Source organism: Streptomyces sp. CA-210063, from assembly GCF_024612015.1.
Taxonomy (GTDB): Bacteria; Actinomycetota; Actinomycetes; order Streptomycetales; family Streptomycetaceae; genus Streptomyces.
The window spans coordinates 8,931,630-8,948,070 of the sequence record NZ_CP102512.1 but is presented as its reverse complement, the minus strand read 5'-3'; the positions used below and the strand labels follow the sequence as shown (position 1 = coordinate 8,948,070).

At 71.2% G+C, this 16,441-nt stretch carries 17 protein-coding genes; 9 read left to right on the top strand and 8 right to left on the bottom strand.

Features of this window, described 5'->3' with window-relative positions; genetic code table 11:
- Window positions 1–112 precede the first annotated feature (112 nt).
- Window positions 113–1,282: an elongation factor Tu gene (gene tuf, locus JIX56_RS39150; RefSeq protein ID WP_257547915.1), complete on the bottom strand. Its 1,170-nt coding sequence runs from the start codon at window positions 1,280–1,282 to the stop codon at window positions 113–115.
- A gap of 130 nt (window positions 1,283–1,412) precedes the next feature.
- Window positions 1,413–1,730 (bottom strand): hypothetical protein, encoded by a 318-nt coding sequence (locus tag JIX56_RS39145; RefSeq protein WP_257551572.1) that lies wholly within the window; start codon window positions 1,728–1,730, stop codon window positions 1,413–1,415.
- An 81-nt stretch (window positions 1,731–1,811) separates the two neighbouring features.
- Between JIX56_RS39145 and JIX56_RS39140 the strand changes: the two genes are divergently transcribed.
- Window positions 1,812–2,630: a TVP38/TMEM64 family protein gene (locus tag JIX56_RS39140; protein ID WP_257547913.1), complete on the top strand. Its 819-nt coding sequence runs from the start codon at window positions 1,812–1,814 to the stop codon at window positions 2,628–2,630.
- 133 nt (window positions 2,631–2,763) lie between these two features.
- On the opposite strand, the gene JIX56_RS39135 is transcribed toward JIX56_RS39140, so the two are convergent.
- Window positions 2,764–3,933 (bottom strand): thiolase family protein, encoded by a 1,170-nt coding sequence (locus tag JIX56_RS39135; RefSeq protein ID WP_257547911.1) that lies wholly within the window; start codon window positions 3,931–3,933, stop codon window positions 2,764–2,766.
- A 103-nt stretch (window positions 3,934–4,036) separates the two neighbouring features.
- On the opposite strand from JIX56_RS39135, the gene JIX56_RS39130 reads away from it, so the two are divergent.
- The gene (locus JIX56_RS39130; RefSeq protein WP_257547910.1) at window positions 4,037–4,507 is read left to right on the top strand and encodes a winged helix-turn-helix transcriptional regulator; all 471 of its coding nucleotides are present in this window, start codon (window positions 4,037–4,039) and stop codon (window positions 4,505–4,507) included.
- Between the two features lie 112 nt (window positions 4,508–4,619).
- Here JIX56_RS39130 and JIX56_RS39125 read toward each other — a convergent pair whose 3' ends face one another.
- From JIX56_RS39125 to JIX56_RS39115, 3 genes are read right to left on the bottom strand one after another with little or no spacing between them, the layout of a single operon-like run.
- Window positions 4,620–5,333, bottom strand: a complete 714-nt coding sequence (locus tag JIX56_RS39125) for a cupin domain-containing protein (protein WP_257547908.1) — start codon at window positions 5,331–5,333, stop codon at window positions 4,620–4,622.
- Window positions 5,327–6,268 (bottom strand): PmoA family protein, encoded by a 942-nt coding sequence (locus tag JIX56_RS39120; protein ID WP_257547906.1) that lies wholly within the window; start codon window positions 6,266–6,268, stop codon window positions 5,327–5,329. Before JIX56_RS39120 ends, JIX56_RS39125 begins: the two co-directional genes overlap by 7 nt.
- Entirely contained in the window at window positions 6,265–7,482 is a 1,218-nt protein-coding gene (locus JIX56_RS39115) for a Gfo/Idh/MocA family protein (protein WP_257547904.1), read from the bottom strand. Before JIX56_RS39115 ends, JIX56_RS39120 begins: the two co-directional genes overlap by 4 nt.
- A 343-nt stretch (window positions 7,483–7,825) precedes the next feature.
- On the opposite strand from JIX56_RS39115, the gene JIX56_RS39110 reads away from it, so the two are divergent.
- The 5 genes from JIX56_RS39110 to JIX56_RS39090 all read left to right on the top strand — a co-directional run bounded on the left by JIX56_RS39110 (window position 7,826) and on the right by JIX56_RS39090 (window position 12,378).
- Window positions 7,826–8,701 carry an undecaprenyl-diphosphate phosphatase gene (locus JIX56_RS39110; RefSeq protein ID WP_257547902.1) on the top strand — a complete coding sequence of 292 codons (876 nt, stop codon included), beginning with the start codon at window positions 7,826–7,828 and terminating at the stop codon, window positions 8,699–8,701.
- 116 nt (window positions 8,702–8,817) lie between these two features.
- Window positions 8,818–9,000: a hypothetical protein gene (locus JIX56_RS39105; RefSeq protein WP_257547900.1), complete on the top strand. Its 183-nt coding sequence runs from the start codon at window positions 8,818–8,820 to the stop codon at window positions 8,998–9,000.
- Entirely contained in the window at window positions 8,997–9,605 is a 609-nt protein-coding gene (locus JIX56_RS39100) for a chloramphenicol phosphotransferase CPT family protein (RefSeq protein WP_257547899.1), read from the top strand. The genes JIX56_RS39105 and JIX56_RS39100 overlap by 4 nt, the downstream gene beginning before the upstream one ends.
- A gap of 460 nt (window positions 9,606–10,065) precedes the next feature.
- Complete coding sequence (locus JIX56_RS39095) at window positions 10,066–11,025, top strand: expansin EXLX1 family cellulose-binding protein (RefSeq protein ID WP_257547898.1); 960 nt, start codon at window positions 10,066–10,068, stop codon at window positions 11,023–11,025.
- A gap of 138 nt (window positions 11,026–11,163) precedes the next feature.
- On the top strand, window positions 11,164–12,378 hold the full coding sequence (locus tag JIX56_RS39090) for a serine hydrolase domain-containing protein (protein WP_257547896.1): 1,215 nt from the start codon (window positions 11,164–11,166) through the stop codon (window positions 12,376–12,378).
- Window positions 12,379–12,414: 36 nt separating this feature from the next.
- Here JIX56_RS39090 and JIX56_RS39085 read toward each other — a convergent pair whose 3' ends face one another.
- The gene (locus JIX56_RS39085; RefSeq protein WP_257547894.1) at window positions 12,415–13,008 is read right to left on the bottom strand and encodes a DUF4291 domain-containing protein; all 594 of its coding nucleotides are present in this window, start codon (window positions 13,006–13,008) and stop codon (window positions 12,415–12,417) included.
- A gap of 181 nt (window positions 13,009–13,189) precedes the next feature.
- On the opposite strand from JIX56_RS39085, the gene JIX56_RS39080 reads away from it, so the two are divergent.
- Together JIX56_RS39080 and lnt are read left to right on the top strand one after the other, a co-directional pair.
- Window positions 13,190–13,684: a nuclear transport factor 2 family protein gene (locus JIX56_RS39080; protein ID WP_257547885.1), complete on the top strand. Its 495-nt coding sequence runs from the start codon at window positions 13,190–13,192 to the stop codon at window positions 13,682–13,684.
- A gap of 298 nt (window positions 13,685–13,982) precedes the next feature.
- Window positions 13,983–15,548: an apolipoprotein N-acyltransferase gene (lnt, locus tag JIX56_RS39075; RefSeq protein WP_257547883.1), complete on the top strand. Its 1,566-nt coding sequence runs from the start codon at window positions 13,983–13,985 to the stop codon at window positions 15,546–15,548.
- On the opposite strand, the gene JIX56_RS39070 is transcribed toward lnt, so the two are convergent.
- On the bottom strand, window positions 15,469–16,377 hold the full coding sequence (locus JIX56_RS39070; protein WP_257547881.1) for a Gfo/Idh/MocA family protein: 909 nt from the start codon (window positions 16,375–16,377) through the stop codon (window positions 15,469–15,471). The two genes, lnt and JIX56_RS39070, sit on opposite strands and share 80 nt — an antisense overlap.
- Window positions 16,378–16,441: the final 64 nt, after the last annotated feature.

The following is a 16,441-nucleotide window of genomic DNA, read 5'->3' as shown; positions in this document are numbered from 1 at the left end:
TTGTGCCGGGCGGGCCCCTGGTCAGAGGGCCACCACAGCGCCCCGAAAGGAGCGCGGGGAACTGCGCGACCAGCCACAACCTGCCCGCAGTCCCCCACACACCGCAACCCACCTACTGAACGGCCGTCACGGTCCCCGCCCCCACGGTCCGACCGCCCTCACGAATCGCGAACCCGAGCCCCGGCTCCAACGGAACCTCCCGGCCCAGCTCCACACTCATCGTGACCCGGTCCCCGGGCCGCGCGACGGCGAGCTCCCCGAGGTCGACGTCCCCGACCACATCCGCCGTACGGATGTAGAACTGCGGCCGGTACCCGGTGGACACCGGAGTCGTACGCCCGCCCTCGCGCGCCGACAGCACATACACCTGCGCGGTGAAGCGCCGCCTCGGCACGACACTGCCGGGCGCCGCGACGACGTGCCCGCGCCGGACGGAGTCCCTCGGCACCCCGCGCAGCAGCAGCGCCACGTTGTCCCCGGCCTGCGCCTCGCTCATCGGCTTGCCGAAGGTCTCCAGACCGGTGACCACGGTCTCCACCTCGGCGCCGAGCACTTCGACGCGGTCACCCACGTGGATCGTGCCCCGCTCGACGGCCCCCGTGACGACGGTCCCCCGACCGGTGATCGTGAGGACGTTCTCCACGGAGAGCAGGAACGGCGCGTCCAGATACCGCTCGGGCATCGGGACGTACGTGTCCACCGCGTCCAGCAGCGCGTCGATCGACGCCGTCCACCGCGGGTCCCCTTCGAGCGCCTTGAGGCCGGAGACCCGTACGACGGGTACGGAGTCGCCGCCGTAGCCGTGCGCGGTGAGCAGCTCACGGACCTCCAGCTCGACAAGGTCGATCAGCTCCTCGTCGCCCGCGTCGGCCTTGTTCAGCGCGACGACCACGTGATTGACGCCCACCTGCCGGGCGAGCAGTACGTGCTCGGCGGTCTGCGGCATGATCCCGTCGAGCGCGGAGACGACGAGGATCGCCCCGTCGAGCTGCGCGGCCCCGGTGACCATGTTCTTGACGTAGTCGGCGTGGCCGGGCATGTCGACGTGCGCGTAGTGCCGGGTGTCGGTCTCGTACTCGACGTGCGCGATGTTGATGGTGATGCCGCGCGCGGCCTCCTCCGGCGCACGGTCGATGCGGTCGAACGGCACGAAGGTGCCCGCCCCGCGCTCGGCGAGGACCTTGGTGATGGCGGCGGTCAGGGTGGTCTTGCCGTGGTCGACATGGCCCATGGTGCCGATGTTGAGATGCGGTTTCGTGCGGACGTAAGCCGTCTTGGACATGGCGGTACCTCGAAGTCTCTTCAGCGGTACTGAGTGAGGCCCCGGCGCGACTACGGGCGCGGCCGGGACGGGGACCCCGAGGTCTTGCCGACCCTCCCCCTACGGGGTCCGCCGGAATGTCCGGGAAGGGTCAGCTTCGGGCGCCGTCTGCGGCGGCCACGACGATCAGAAGGGCAGCCTTCGGGGCATCCGCGACTGTCGCGGATGCGGCGAGAAGGAAGGCGTGCCGGAACATGGGGTCGATCATCGTCGACGTCTCGGCCCGCGTCGAATGGTTTTCGGTACGGGCGAGTTCAGAGGTGAGGCCGATCAGAGGTGAGGCCGAAGAGAGATGCTTCACAGGACGGTGCACGGGATGAACGGTGCGGCGGCCGTGTCCGTGTTCCGGAAGGCGCAGGCAGCACCGTGCGCGGTGCTGCCTCGGAGCCACCGGCACGCCGTGCTTCACCAGCCCGTTGTTCCGCTTGTTGTGACCCCCGTGAGACGTTCCGTACGGCATACACATACATCGGTCGGTTACCGTCGTCGAATGCTCGATGCCACCACCCGCTCTGGGGGCACCGCCACGGTCCTTCCCCGGGCCACCACCACGGAGCTCGCCGTCACCACACCCTCCCCCACTCTCGACTGCGCTCGAGCGGGAGGTGCCCCCATCGTTCCAGCCGTGCCGCTGGGGCGGGCCGCTCGCTGGGGCAGAGTGCTGCTCTCGCCGTGGGCGCGGTTCTCGCTGCTCGTGGCGCTGCTCGTGGGCGCCGTGGTGACGGTGCTGCTGTTCGAGCCGCAGCGGCTGCTGGCGGACGGCTGGCCGCCCCAACTGGGCGGCGCCGCGGCGGCCGTGGCGTTCGCGGTGGCGTACGGGCTGTGCACGGTCGCCTTCGTGCCCCGGCCGATCCTCAACCTCGCGGCGGGCGCCCTCTTCGGTTCCCAGCTGGGCCTGGCCTCGGCGCTCGCGGGCACGGTCCTCGGCGCCGGGATCGCCTTCGGCCTGGGCCGGATACTCGGGCAGGACGCCCTGCGCCCCCTCCTCCGCCACCGCTGGCTGAAGTCGGCGGACGGGCAGCTCAGCCGCCACGGCTTCCGCTCGATGCTGGCGGCCCGGCTGTTCCCCGGAGTGCCGTTCTGGGCGGCGAACTACTGCGCGTCCGTCTCCCGCATGGGCTGGCTCCCCTTCCTCCTCGCCACCGCACTCGGCTCGATCCCGAACACCGCCGCATACGCGGTGGCCGGCGCCCGCGCCTCCACTCCGACCTCCCCGGCTTTCCTGATCGCGATGGCCTGCATCGCGATCCCGGCCTTGGTCGGCGCGGCGGTGGCTTGGCGCAAGCGCCACCATTTGCGAGCCCGCTGACGCGGACGGGAGGGAAGCGGAGGGGAGGGAGGGGGGAGGGATCGGCCCGAAGGGCCATCCCTCCCAGGGGCGCGGGGAACTGCGCGACCAGCCCCCACTCACCCGCAGCCGACGACGAACCCCCCTCGGCCCCTCACATCGCTTCGAGCACCATCGCGTTCGCCAGCCCACCCGCCTCACACATCGTCTGCAACCCATAGCGAGCGCCGCGCTCCCGCAGGGCGTGCACGAGCGTGGTGGTCAGCCGCGCACCACTCGCACCGAGCGGGTGCCCGAGCGCGATGGCACCCCCATGGACGTTGACCTTCGCCAGGTCGACACCCGTCTCCTGCTGCCACGCGAGGACAACGCAGGCGAACGCCTCGTTGACCTCGAAGAGGTCGATGTCGTCAAGGGCAAGGCCCGCCCGGCGCAGGACCTTCTCGGTGGCCGGTATGACACCCGTGAGCATCAACAGCGGATCCGAGCCGGTCACGGCGAAGCTGTGCAGCCGGGCGAGCGGACGCAGACCGAGCCGGGCCGCCGTCTCGCTGGACGTGATGAGAACGGCCGAGGCGCCGTCGTTGACCGGGCTCGCGTTGCCCGCGGTGACGTTCCACTCGATCTGCGGGAAGCGCTCGGCGAAGCCCGGGTCGTGGTACGCGGGCCTGAGCCCGGCGAGGATCTCGGGCGTGCTGCCGGGCCGTACGCACTCGTCCCGCGACAGGCCGTCCAGCGGCGCGACCTCCGCGTCGAAGAGGCCGCCCTCCCAGGCCGCCGCGGCCTTGTGGTGGGAGGACACCGCGAAGGCGTCCATCAGCTCACGGCCGATCGACCACTTCGCGGCGATCAGCTCGGCGCTGATGCCCTGCGGGACGAGCCCCTCGGGGAAGCGCGCGGCGACACCAGGTCCGAAGGGGTCCGTGCCGGGCGGCACGTTGGACCACATCGGCACCCGGCTCATCGACTCGACCCCGCAGGCGACGACCATGTCGTACGCCCCCGACATCACGCCCTGGGCCGCGAAGTGCACGGCCTGCTGGGAGGAGCCGCACTGCCGGTCGACCGTGGTCGCGGGCACCGTCTCCGGGAAGCCCGCCGAGAGGACGGCGTAGCGGGTGGTGTTCATGGCCTGCTCGCCGACCTGGTCGACGGTGCCGCCGATGACGTCGTCGACGAGGGCCGGGTCGATGCCCGCGCGGTCGACGAGGGTGCGCAGGGTGTGGGCGAGGAGCTCCACGGGGTGGACGTGGGCGAGGGCGCCGTTCGGCTTGCCCTTGCCTATCGGGGTGCGTACGGCTTCGACGACGACTGCGTCACGCATGGGCGGGCCTCCACGACTACCAGGCGAATACCAGTGAGTAGGAAATCCAAACTCACCATAACTCGGTGAGTTGGAAAAACAAACCCTCGCCTAGACTGGGCACATGCCGCCCTCAGGAGATCCGCGCCCCTGCTCCATCGCCGACACCCTGGCGGTCGTCGGCGAGAAGTACTCCCTGCTGGTCCTGCGCGAGGTCTGCCTCGGCAACGGCCGCTTCGACCAGCTGGTCCGCAACATCGGGGCCCCGCGCGACGTGCTGGCCACCCGCCTCAGGCGCCTGGTGGACGCGGGCATCCTGGACAAGCAGGTCTACAGCGAGCGCCCGCAGCGCTTCGAGTACCGCCCGACGCAGGCGGGTCTCGAACTGGAGCCGGTCCTGATGACGCTCATGGCGTGGGGCGACCGCCATCTCCGGAAAGACGACGACCGCCCCATGGTGATCGAGCACATCTGCGGCAACGAACTGGTCCCGACGGTCACCTGCACGGCCTGCGGCGGCGAGGTACGCCACGAGGACCTCATGGCACACCCCCAGACCCCGGGCTGGTCGGTGACCGGACCGACGGTGCCATAGGGCCACGGTTCCGAGCCACGCCCTCAAGGGGCGCGGGGAACTGCGCGACCAGCCACAACCGGCCCGCAGCCGCCACACCACAGCGATCCCCGAGCTCGAAGGCGCCCGGCGCTCAGTCCCCCTTGTAGACGTCCAACCGCCCACACATCCCGAACTTCCCGTACGCCGAGGGCTCTTGGGCCCGCACCACGGCGTCGGCCAGGTGAGACACGTCCCCCCGCTCCAACCGCCCCAGTTGCTCCCCGGTCGCGGCGGCAGCCGCCGACGCCCCCCGCTCCCACCGCGCGCGCCACTCCGCGAGCCGAGGCCGTACGAGCGCCGCGGCGGCCCGGTGGAACGCGGCGAGCGGCTCGGGCCCGGACGCGTCACGCAGCGCCCGGTAACCCTCCAGGGCGAGGTCCCGCCGGGCCCGGGCGACACGCTCCTGCTCCGCCTCCGGCTCGTCCACCGGGATACGGGTGGCGGCGGCGTACGTCTCCGGGTCGGTCAGGTACTCCGGGGGCAGTGTGAGGACGGCGTCGCCCGCCTCGGGGAGCCCGTTGTTCTGCATGAGGACGGTGATGCGCAGGTCGTCCTCGTTGACCAGCCGGTGGATGGTCCCGGGCGTGAACCACGCGACCGTCCCGGGCGCCAGCGGGGTGACCTCGTACCCGGAGGTCGTCAACGTCTGCACCGCGCCGCGCCCGCCGGTGACGACGTACGCCTCCGAACAGGTCAGATGCATATGGGGGGTTCCGCCGCAGACCCCGTCCGTGGCGGGCCAGTCGTACACAGACAGGTGCGAGACGGCGACGCCGCCCGGCAGTCCGTCGTAACCGCTCACCACGGGTGCGCCTCCAGGTACTTGGCGATCTCCTCGCGTTCCCAGGCCCCGTCCGCGACGACGATCCGGTAGCGGCGGCTGAGCGTGTCCCCGGGAGCCAGCTCCAGCTCCTCGAAGAACGCCCAGGAGGGGGCGACGGCGGCGAACGGCTCGTTGCGGACGAACCAGTGGGCGGGGTGGGTGCCCTGGGCCCCCGCGTGGTCGTTCTCCGGCGCGTGCGCGAAGACGAGCGTGGCGTGACCGTCGGTGCCGTCGTGCTCCCCCGAGTACGCCAGCCAGGGCGCCTGCTCGCCCATCAGCTCGGGCCCTTCGGAGTCGGGCCCGATGATCCGCCCGTCCCGGAAGGCGCGCGGGCCGCGCCAGAACAGGCCCGTGTAGCCGGCCATCTCCCGTCCGGCGGTGGTGGGACTGCCGAACAGCAGCGGTTCGTCCCGGCGGTTGGTGATCGCGCTCGTCCAGGTCAGCGCCCAGGAGCCGGACTCCGTGTCGGTGTCGATGTCATGGACCTCGATGCGGCGCTCCTCGTCGGCCCACAGCTCCCCGGTGTACGGGTGCCAGGTCAGCCGCTCGGCGATCACGACCCGCTCGCCGTCCGACTCGACGACGTCGAAGCCGGCGTGCGCCATCGAGCCGACCCGCTCCGGGATCCGCAGATAGCCCTCGCCGTGCACATACGAGTTGCCGCCCCACAGGTTCTGGCCCGACAGATGCGAGGCCGTCAGCTGAAGGCCCTTGTGCCAGCGGTGGTCGTTGGGCCGGAAGTCGGTGACGACGTTCCCGGCCAGCGTCCGGATCGGGTGCAGATACGGCTTGGGTGCCTCCCAGGCCGCCTCCGGCCGGTAGACGTAACTCAACAGCTCGACACCCGTGCTGGGCTCGGTGACCGTGATCCGGTCGCCGTGGGCGTGGACGACGCGCAGCCCGTCGTGGAAGGTCATGCGGTGATCTCCTCGGTCGCGTCGGCGGACACCTGGGCGGTTTCGGGCGCCCAGCCGGGGGCGCCTCCGTGCATGGCCGTGTAGTACGGGTCCCCGGGGCCGATCTCCCCACGCCGTACGGTCGCGTCCGTGAACGCCGACTTGTACAGGGCGGCGATCAGCTCCAGGCTCGTCCGCCCGTCGGCGCCGCTGCTGCGCGGCCGCTCGCCCGCGCGCATGCTCGCCACGAGTTCGCGCAGCTGGGCCAGGTGCGAGCTCGGCACGTCCTCGCCGAAGTCGCGCCAGGCCGCCGCGTCCGCGTCCGGGGTGCCCGGGGCCGGAGTAATGGACCAGTTGGCGTTGGAGTGGCCGTACAGATGGGTCAGTTCGACGGTGGCGCGCTCGCAGTCGATGCGGATACGGCTGACCTCGTCGGGGCTGAGGACGCTGTTGACGACGGTGGCCAGGGCGCCGCTCTCGAAGCGCACGAGGGCCGTCGAGACGTCCTCGGTCTCCACGTCGTGGACCAGGCGCCCGGCCATCGCCCGGACCTCGCTCCACGGGCCGAGCAGATCGAGCAGCAGGTCCATCTGGTGGATGCCGTGGCCCATGGCGGGCCCGCCGCCCTCGGTCTGCCAGCGGCCGCGCCAGGGCACGGCGTAGTAGGCGGTGTCGCGGTACCAGGTGGTCTGGCAGTGCGCCACGAGCGGACGCCCGAGGCTCTGCTCGGCGATCAGCTTCCGTACATGCCGCGAACCGGAACCGAAGCGGTGCTGGAAGACGATCGAGGCGTACGGCCCCCCGGTCTCCGTGCCCTCCTCCGCCTCGACGGCGTCGAAGTCGGCGAGCGTGGGCACCGGGGGCTTCTCGCACCACACCCAGGCGCCGGCCCGCAGCGCCGCGACGCTCTGGTCGCGGTGCAGGGTCGGCGGGGTGCAGACACTGACCAGATCGGGCCGCTGCTCCGCCAGCATGCGGTCCAGATCGGTGTAGCCGTGCGGGATGCCGTGCTCGGCGCAGAACTTCGCCACCGCGTCGGCATCGATGTCCACCGCGGCGACGATCTCGGTCTCGCCCTCCTCGGCGAGCCGCGCGAGCGCGGGCAGATGCGAGCCGCCGCCGATGGCGCCGATGCCGATGATCGCGGCCCGGACGCGGCGGCCGGCCAGGGGGGCCGGGGGACGGTTCGGTCGGTGGTCCGGAGTCGGGCTCGGGTCGTTGCTGGGTGTGGGCATGGACGTGATCAGCACTCCATCGAACGGGACGTCGGACGGTGGCCAACGCCTGGTGGCGGGGGTTCCGGCGGAACGGCGACCCTCACAACGGCAAGCGCTTTCCCTCATCAGCAACGTATGTGCGGACATGGAGACTGGTCAACACCACGGATCCGGCCGTTCCACGCCTCGGAACACCGGGCCCGGCCCTCCTCGACGCGTCCCCGTCCGGCCCTGCGAAACCCCTGTGACAGCCCTGTCCCCAGGGGACGCTAGGCTGCCTCCAGCACTGTGATCACCCGCCCCGCGGCGCGGCACGTCTTCCGTCGGCCCTCCACGATCAGCGCTTGGACCACGTAACTTCATGTCTTGGTTTGAATCCCTCATCCTCGGACTCGTCCAGGGGCTGACCGAATTCCTCCCCATCTCCTCCAGCGCGCATCTGCGCCTGACGGCGGCCTTCTCCGGCTGGGAGGACCCGGGCGCGGCCTTCACCGCGATCACCCAGATCGGCACCGAGGCCGCGGTGCTGATCTACTTCCGCAAGGACATCGCCAACATCATCTCGGCGTGGTCGCGCTCCCTGTTCAACAAGGAGATGCGCGGCGACCACGACGCCCAGATGGGCTGGCTGGTGATCGTCGGCTCCATCCCGATCGGTGTCCTCGGTGTGACCCTCAAGGACCAGATCGAGGGCCCGTTCCGCGATCTGCGCATCACCGCGACCACGCTGATCGTCATGGGCATCGTCCTGGGTATCGCGGACCGCCTGGCCGCGCGCGACGAGACGGGCGGCAAGCACCGCGCGATCAAGGAACGCAAGTCGCTGGAGCAGCTCAGCATCAAGGACGGCCTCATCTTCGGCCTCTGCCAGGCCATGGCCCTCATCCCCGGTGTCTCCCGCTCCGGCGCCACCATCAGCGGCGGCCTCCTCATGGGCTACAAGCGCGAGGCCGCGGCCCGCTACTCCTTCCTCCTCGCCATCCCGGCCGTGATCGCCTCGGGCGGCTACGAGCTCAAGGACGCGATGGAGGGTGGCCACGTCTCCTGGGGCCCGACGATCTTCGCCACGGTCATCGCCTTCTTCGTGGGCTATGCGGTCATCGCATGGTTCATGAAGTTCATCTCCACGAAGAGCTTCATGCCCTTCGTCTATTACCGCATCGCCCTTGGCATCCTCCTCGTCATCCTGGTGTCGATGGGCGTACTGAGCCCGCACGCGGGCGAGTCGGCGGGCTGAGCGGAGCCCGGCCGGAACGACCCGTTCCGGCCCAACTCCCTTCAGTGACCAAGCACATACGGCATCCGTAGCCGCCCAGTAGCGCACTGTCAGTCCTGGCGCCTACTCTTGTCGGCATGTCCCCCGATGCCATCACCCGCCGTGGTTCCGTGCGGTCTGCCGCCGACTTGAACGACCAGATCCGAGCGCTGTGGCGGCGTGCGGGCGGGTCGCTGTCGGCGCAGGAGCGGGCGGAGTACGAGTTGCTGGTCGTGGAGTGGGCCGCAGCGATCCGCGGAGACGTCGTCGAGGCCGCGTGAGCCCAGCGGGGCAGGACGCCGACGAGCGGGACCCCACCCCCGGCGGCCTGGTCATCTTCCTGAACGGCACTTCCAGTTCGGGCAAGTCGAGCATCGCCCTGGAGTTGCTCCGCATCCTCGACGAGCCGTACTTCCACATCCCGGTCGACACGTTCCACGCCATGCGCACGCGCCAGGAGATGCCGGCCGAACGCCTCGCCACCGTGCTCCACAACACCTGGCGGGGCTACCACCGCGCGATCGCGGGCATGGCCGCCGCGGGCAACAACGTCGTGATGGACCACGTCCTGAGCCAGGAATGGCGGCTGCGGGACTGTCTCGACCTCTTGGTGCCGGACGACGTGGTGTTCGTCGGCGTGCACTGCCCCCGCGCCGAGCTGGAACGACGCGAACGGGAGCGGGGCGACCGGCCGTCAGGGCTGGCCGCACGGCAGTTGGAGCAGGTCCACGCACACGGGCTCTACGACATCGAGTGCGACACAAGCCGGGCGGATCCACTCCAATGTGCCTCGCGCATCAAGGAGTTCCTGGCCGACCGGCCCACGCCGACCGCCTTCCAGCGACTGCTCGACAAGCGGAACGACTTGCGCCCACCGGCCCGCTGAACGCGCCCCGAAGGGGCGCGGGGAACTGCGCGAGCAACCACACACGACCCGCAGCCGCCAACAACCAAAACCCCCACGGCGCTTCACCGGCGACTCCACCCCGACAGCTCCGTTCAACACCATCCCCCGGTCCCCCCGGCCCCCCCCCCCCCCCCCCCCCCCCCCCCCGTAACCACCGTGACCGGACATGACATACCGACCTCCCTGACAACGGACGTACGGCGACCGGCGTACGGCGACCGGCGTACGGCGAGCGGCGTACGGCGACCGGCGGCGATCGATCAGCCTACGATCACCGGCCCGCCGCCATCTTGTCGTCGACGGCAACCATTCCGGACCCGGCGACGACCGAGGAGTGGCAAGCTCCTTTCACCCGAGCCCCACACGAACCACACAGTCACTCGCACAGGCACCGAGCACGCCCTCACCCGAACCACGCAAGGACGCAAAGGACTTCACCGTGGCACCCCGTTCCCACCGCTCCTCCCGCCACCCCAAGCGGCGCACGACCCTCGTCTCCGTCGCCGCCGTGGCGGCCGTCGGGCTCGCCGCGTCCCTCGTCATGGCGTTCAGCCCCGACCGCGAGACCGACACCGCGGCTTCCGGGAAGGTCGGCACCACACCCGCCGCGACCACCACCCGGTCGACCGGACCGTCCGGCACACCGGAGCGGAAACCCTCCACGGCACCCCCGAAGTCCCCGAGCGCGTCGGCCACCACGACCACGCCGACACCGGCCGCGACCACCGAGTCGGCGCGACCGACACCCGAGAGCACCCGACAGGCGAAGTCCGGCTCGGCGTCGCTGGCGGGGCGGATACGCCCCGGGGTCGACTACGAAGGAGTCGCCACCTTCTACGACGCCGGGAACGGCGACGGTGCCTGCTCGTTCGGCCCCACCGACGACGTCATGACCGCGGCGATGAACACCACCGACTACGAGGTCTCCCAGGCCTGCGGGGCCTATGTGCGAGTCCGCGCGGGCGGCGCCTCCGTCACGGTCCGGATCACCAATGAGTGCCCGTCGCCCTGCAAGCCCGGGCAACTCGACCTCAGCGCCCAGGCCTTCGCCAAGCTCGCCGCCCCCGTACGCGGTCAGATACCGATCACCTGGAGCCTGCTGAGCCCCAGCACGTCCGAGACGCTCTCGATCCGGTACAAGACCGGGTCCAGCCAGTACTGGTGCGGCATCCAGGTGATCGGCCACCGCAATCCGGTGGCCCGGCTGGAGGTCCGCGAGGGCGGCGGCTGGACCGCGCTGCCCCGTACCGAATACAACTACTTCCTCTCCGAGCAGGGCGGCGGCTGCGGCGGCGCGCTCAGGATCACCGACATCTACGGAGAGCGGCTGACCGTCGACGGGATCCCGGTGCGGCCGGACGCCGTACAGCCGACCAAGGTGCAGTTCGCCGCGCGCTGACCACACCACTCGCCACCGCCACCGACCGGACGCGGCTCGCGACGCCGATCGGCCGGACAGCGCAAGTGCGCGAGCGCGTGCCCGTGGTCCCGTCCCATGCTGAGGGTGCCCTGCTCCACCGATCTTCCCGGGACCCCCATGCCACTCACGCCCCTTTCCCACCCGCGTACCCGTACCCGTACCCGCCCTCACTCCCGCCTCCGCCCGGCGCTCGTCGCCCTGCTCGGCGCCGCCTGCCTCGGCGGTCTGCTCACCGCCCCGGCGGCCGGTGCCGCTTCCGACGGCGGGAGCGAGGGGGCCCTGCAACGGCAGCTCGAAGAGCTGGTCCGCACCCCCGGAGGTCCGCCGGGTGTGATCGTCGTACTGCAACGGGGGGACAAGACACAGGTCGTACGGGCCGGAGTCGCCGATCTGGAGACCGGCCGCCCGATCGAGACCACCGACCACATGCGGATCGCCAGTACGGCGAAGGCGTTCACCGGTGCCGTGGCGCTGCGTCTGGTGCAGCAGGGTGCGCTCAGACTCGACAGCACCATCGGCCGCACACTGCCCCGACTGCCGCGCGCCTGGCACGCGGTCACCCTCCGGCAGTTGCTGAACCACACCAGCGGGCTGCCCGACTACTCCGAGGACCCGGAGTTCCTGGAACTGCTTCTGGCGGATCCGCGCCGCACCTTCGACCCGCGCCGCCTGCTGGACTTCGTGGCGGACGAACCGCTGCACTTCCCCCCGGGCTCCCGGTACCAGTACTCCAACTCCGACAACATCGCCGTCGCGCTGATGGCGGAGGCGGCGACCCACAGGCCGTACGAGGAACTGCTGAGCCGGATCGTCTACCGGCCGCTCGGCCTCCACGACACCAGCCTCCCGCTGGGCTACGAGATGCCGGAGCCGTACATGCACGGGTACGCCGTCGAACCGCCCGAGCCGCCCGAGGACGTCAGCGAAGTGCTCAGCGCCTCCGGTGTGTGGGCCTCGGGTGGGATCGTCTCCACTCCGCGTGACATGACGCGGTTCATCCGCGCCTACGCCGCCGGAGAGCTGACGTCGAAGGAAGTTCTGCGCGCGCAGCGCCGGTGGATCGAGGGGGCGTCCGAACCGGCCGGCCCCGGCCGCAACACGGCGGGCCTCGGCATCTTCCGCTACAGCACCCGCTGCGGGGTGGTGCTCGGACACACCGGGAACTTCCCCGGCTACACGCAGCTGATCGCCGCGACGCCCGACGGCCGGAAGTCGCTCACCTTCTCGCTCACCACCCAGGTGAACAGGACGAACAAGCCGGAGCTCCTGGACAGGCTCCGCACGATCGAGGAGAACACGGTCTGCACGCTGCTCGGACGGCACAAACGCTGACCAGCGGCTGTGCCCGGCCGCGTCCGGTTTCGGACGTCAGCGGCGCAGATGGGCCGGCAGTTCGTCCGCGACGGGATACGGCCGTTCCTCGGGCAGCAGCCCGGTCGCCGCGTCCAGGTCCCCCGCGCGTACGAGGCGGTGAACCTCCGTGGCGAGCGGCGTCACGTCCTCGATGCCGACGATCCACTCGTCCGCGTACCGGGCGGCCGCCTCACCCGCCAGTCCCAGCTGCAGCGAGCGGTACGGCAGCGGATGGAGCCGCAGGTCACGCTCGGGGTCCCACTGCACCCGGGCGGGCGATCGGCGCAACTCCCGCTGCCAGGCGGTCCGGCTCTCGTGCAGCTCCGGTACGTAGTGCGAGAGGCAGGAGTTGCGCAGGGCCCACTCGAAGCCGTCGCGGCCGATCTCGACGGCCAGTACGGTCTCCTGGCCCTCCTTCAGGCCCCAGCCGCAGCGGTACATCATCCACAGGAAGGACGGCTTGATCCAGGTCATCCGGTCCCGCTTCCAGGCCGCCGGAAAACGGCCGTCACGCGCGGCCGGGCCGCCTATCTCCGGGCGGTACGCCTGGTAGACGGTCACCGTGTCGGCGGTGTGGCGGGCACGGACACGGAACTCGGGTTCTGTCACCGGTCGACGTTCACTTTCACTCACGGGGACCAGGTTCGATCACCGCCGCACTCCGAGGCCACCGAATATCGACGTCCGTCACGCCCACGATCGGTCGGCTGGTCTCCGTGATCCCTGAAATTTCCCCCATCTGCCCGCACACCCCTTGGCGTGGCGCGTCCCGTGCCCCAACACTGAGCCGATGACGCAGCGCGTAGAGCTCGCGACCGTGATGGACCGACTCGCCGTCGACGGCCTGATCACCGAGTACGCGGTGGCGGTGGACGACGGCGACTGGACGGCGTACCGGGAACTGTTCGCACCGGACGGCCGCGCGGACTACCGCTCGGCAGGGGGTATCGAGGGGGACGCCGCGCAGGTCGCCGGGTGGCTGGCCCGGAGCCTGGAGCTCTTCCCGATGCGGCAGCATCTGATCGTCAACCGACGGGTGCGGTTCGGCTACCTGGAGCAGGACACCGGCGACACCGCCCAGGTCCAGGCGGACTACATCAACCCGATGCGCTACGCCGGACACGACGGCGGATCCACCGCCCCCGACTTCGTCTGCGGCGGCCGCTACGCCTTCGCCCTGATCCGCACACCCGACGGCTGGCGTCTCCGCGAGGTCGTCGTCCAGGAAAAATGGCGCCGCGCCCCAGAGGGCCTCACCCGCGACCAACACTCCTCCCCGGCCTGAGCACGCCGCCCATCCCGACCAGCACTCCTCCCCGGCCTGAGCACGCCGCCCATCCCGACCAGCACTCCTCCCCGGCCTGGGCACACCCCCCGTCCCAACCACCGTTCCCGGACCTGCGCACCGTTGTCCAGGCCTGAGCCCCCCACTCGACCGCCTTCCCGGCCCGCGCACCCGCGCCGCCCCGACCCTCCGGCCCGCGCTCGGCCTCGCCCCTCCCACGCTCTGCCCACGCCCCCTGTCGGAGATCGTCCCCGGCGCGCACACTGGAGAGACGCACTGCCGGGGACGGAGGCGCTGTATGAGGACGCCGGACTGGCTCGGCTCCCCATGGCGGCGGCGGGTGGCCGTCGCCATGGCCGGGGCTCTGCCTGTGCTCGCGTTCCCGGAGCCGGGCCTGTGGTGGTTCGCGTACGGGGCGCTGGTGCCCTGGATCCTGCTGATCCGCACGGCACCGACCGGCCGCCGGGCGGCCTACGACGGCTGGCTCGGCGGCTTCGGGTTCATGCTGGCCATGCACCACTGGCTGCTGCCGAACCTGCATGTGTTCACCTTCGTCCTCGCCGGCCTGCTGGGCGCGCTGTGGGCGCCCTGGGCCTGGCTGGTGCGCCGGTTCCTCGCCGGTAGGCCCTCGCCCGGGCGGATCGCCGCCGCTCTCCTGGTCGTGCCGTCGGGCTGGCTGGCGATCGAACTCGTCCGCTCCTGGCAGGGACTCGGCGGCCCCTGGGGGCTGCTGGGCTCCAGCCAGTGGCAGGTGGAGCCCGCGCTGCGGCTGGCCTCGGTCGGCGGGGTCTGGCTGATCAGCTTCCTGGTGGTGGCCGTCAATGTGGCGGTCACCGTACTGGTCTCGGTACGCCGGTCCCGGGCGCCGGCGCTCGCCGGTCTCGTCGCGGCGGCCGTCGCGACCTCGGCGGTGTGGCTGTGGTCACCGCGACCCGACGACCGGGGCGAGGTGCGGATCGCCGTCGTACAGCCCGGTGTCACCAAGGGCCCCGACAACCGGTTCGCCCGCGAGGAGGCACTCACCCGCCGACTCGCGGGGCAGGACCTGGACCTGATCGTGTGGGGCGAGAGCAGCGTCGGCCACGACCTGGCCGACCGGCCCGACCTAGCCGACCGGATCGCCGCGCTGGCCCGTGAGACGGACACGAACATCCTGGTGAACGTCGACGCCCGTCGCTCCGACCGTCCCGGCATCTACAAGAGTTCCGTGCTCGTCGGCCCCGACGGCCCGACCGGCGACCGCTACGACAAGATGCGCCTGGTCCCCTTCGGCGAGTACATCCCGGCGCGCTCGCTGCTCGGCTGGGCCACCTCCGTCGGCGAGGCGGCCGGCGAGGACCGCAGGCGTGGCAGCGGGCAGGTCGTGTTCGACTCGGGGAAGGGGCTGCGGATCGGCCCCATGGTCTGCTTCGAGTCCGCGTTCCCGGACATGAGCCGCTATCTCGTCGAGGACGGCGCCGAGTTGCTGCTCGCACAGTCGGCGACCTCGACGTTCCAGCAGAGCTGGGCGCCCGAGCAGCACGCCTCGCTGGCCGCGCTGCGGGCCGCCGAGACGGGCCGCCCGATGGCCCACGCGACGCTCACCGGTGTCTCGGCGGTGTACGGCCCACAGGGCGAGCGAGTCGGCTCCCGGCTCGGCACGGACGAGAGCACGACGGCGGTGTACGACGTGCCGCTGGCCGGCGGTACGACGCCCTACGTCCGCTTCGGCGACTGGCCGGTGCGGGCATCGCTGCTGGTGCTCGGCATGTGGGGCACCTTCGAGGGAGTACGGGCCGTGCGGCTCAGGCGGCGGACCGGTCCTCCACCTCCCGCACCACCCGCTCGCACAGCTCATGGGTCGCCAGCGCGTCCCGCGCGCTGAGCACCTTGCCCGCGCGCACGGCGTCGAGGAAGGCGAGGACGGCCTGCTCGATGCCGCGCTGCCGGGCCACCGGCACCCAGTCGCCGCGCCGCCTCATGGACGGCTGCCCCTTGTGGTCGACGATCTCGGCGAGGTTCACGACCTGCCGCTTGGTGTCCTGCCCGGAGACCTCCAGGATCTCCTCCGCCGAGCCGCTGAGCCGGTTCATGACACCGAGCGCGGTGAAGCCGTCCCCGGAGAGCTGCAGGACGACATGGTGCAGCAGCCCGCTCTCGGTCCGAGCCCGCACGGTCATGTCCTCGACCTCCCCCGGCACCAGGAACCGCAGTGTGTCGACGACATGGATGAAGTCGTCGAGGATCATCGTGCGCGGCAGTTCGGGCAGTCCGATGCGGTTCTTCTGCATGAGGATCAGCTCGCGCGGATGGTCGGCGCACTGCGCGTACCCGGGCGCGTACCGCCGGTTGAAACCCACGGCGAGGCTGACGTTCCGCTCCTCCGCGAGCCGTACGAGCCGTTCGGAGTCGGCGAGTTGGTACGCGAGCGGCTTGTCGACGTACGTCGGCACGCCCGCCTCCAGCAGCCGCCGGACGATCTCGGGGTGGGCCCCGGTGGGCGCGTGCACGAAGGCCGCGTCGAGGTCCTGGTCGAGCAGCGCGTCGAGGTCGGCGTGCCGCTGTTCCGACGGCAGGTGGAGGCTGTCGGCGACGCGCGTGAGGGTGGCGGGTGTCCGCGTCTGCAGATGGAGTTCGAGTCCCGGCTGAGTGCCGAGCACCGGCAGATACGCCTTCCGCGCGATGTCGCCGAGTCCGATGCAGCCGACCTTCACAGGGGTCTCCCGTCCGCGGTGTGCCGTCGAAATGCCTCGTCGGCAGCATACGGGGGCTGCGAGG

Excerpts from the sequence above, each read along its gene's own strand:
- JIX56_RS39105 (WP_257547900.1), top strand. The coding sequence starts at position 8,818 with ATGTCCCCCGATGCCATCACCCGCCGTGGTTCCGTGCGGTCTGCCGCC.
- JIX56_RS39080 (WP_257547885.1), top strand. The coding sequence starts at position 13,190 with ATGACGCAGCGCGTAGAGCTCGCGACCGTGATGGACCGACTCGCCGTC.
- lnt (WP_257547883.1), top strand. The coding sequence starts at position 13,983 with ATGAGGACGCCGGACTGGCTCGGCTCCCCATGGCGGCGGCGGGTGGCC.
- JIX56_RS39135 (WP_257547911.1), bottom strand. The coding sequence starts at position 3,933 with ATGCGTGACGCAGTCGTCGTCGAAGCCGTACGCACCCCGATAGGCAAG.
- JIX56_RS39110 (WP_257547902.1), top strand. The coding sequence starts at position 7,826 with ATGTCTTGGTTTGAATCCCTCATCCTCGGACTCGTCCAGGGGCTGACC.
- JIX56_RS39130 (WP_257547910.1), top strand. The coding sequence starts at position 4,037 with ATGCCGCCCTCAGGAGATCCGCGCCCCTGCTCCATCGCCGACACCCTG.
- tuf (WP_257547915.1), bottom strand. The coding sequence starts at position 1,282 with ATGTCCAAGACGGCTTACGTCCGCACGAAACCGCATCTCAACATCGGC.
- JIX56_RS39140 (WP_257547913.1), top strand. The coding sequence starts at position 1,812 with ATGCTCGATGCCACCACCCGCTCTGGGGGCACCGCCACGGTCCTTCCC.
- JIX56_RS39120 (WP_257547906.1), bottom strand. The coding sequence starts at position 6,268 with ATGACCTTCCACGACGGGCTGCGCGTCGTCCACGCCCACGGCGACCGG.
- JIX56_RS39115 (WP_257547904.1), bottom strand. The coding sequence starts at position 7,482 with ATGCCCACACCCAGCAACGACCCGAGCCCGACTCCGGACCACCGACCG.
- JIX56_RS39090 (WP_257547896.1), top strand. The coding sequence starts at position 11,164 with ATGCCACTCACGCCCCTTTCCCACCCGCGTACCCGTACCCGTACCCGC.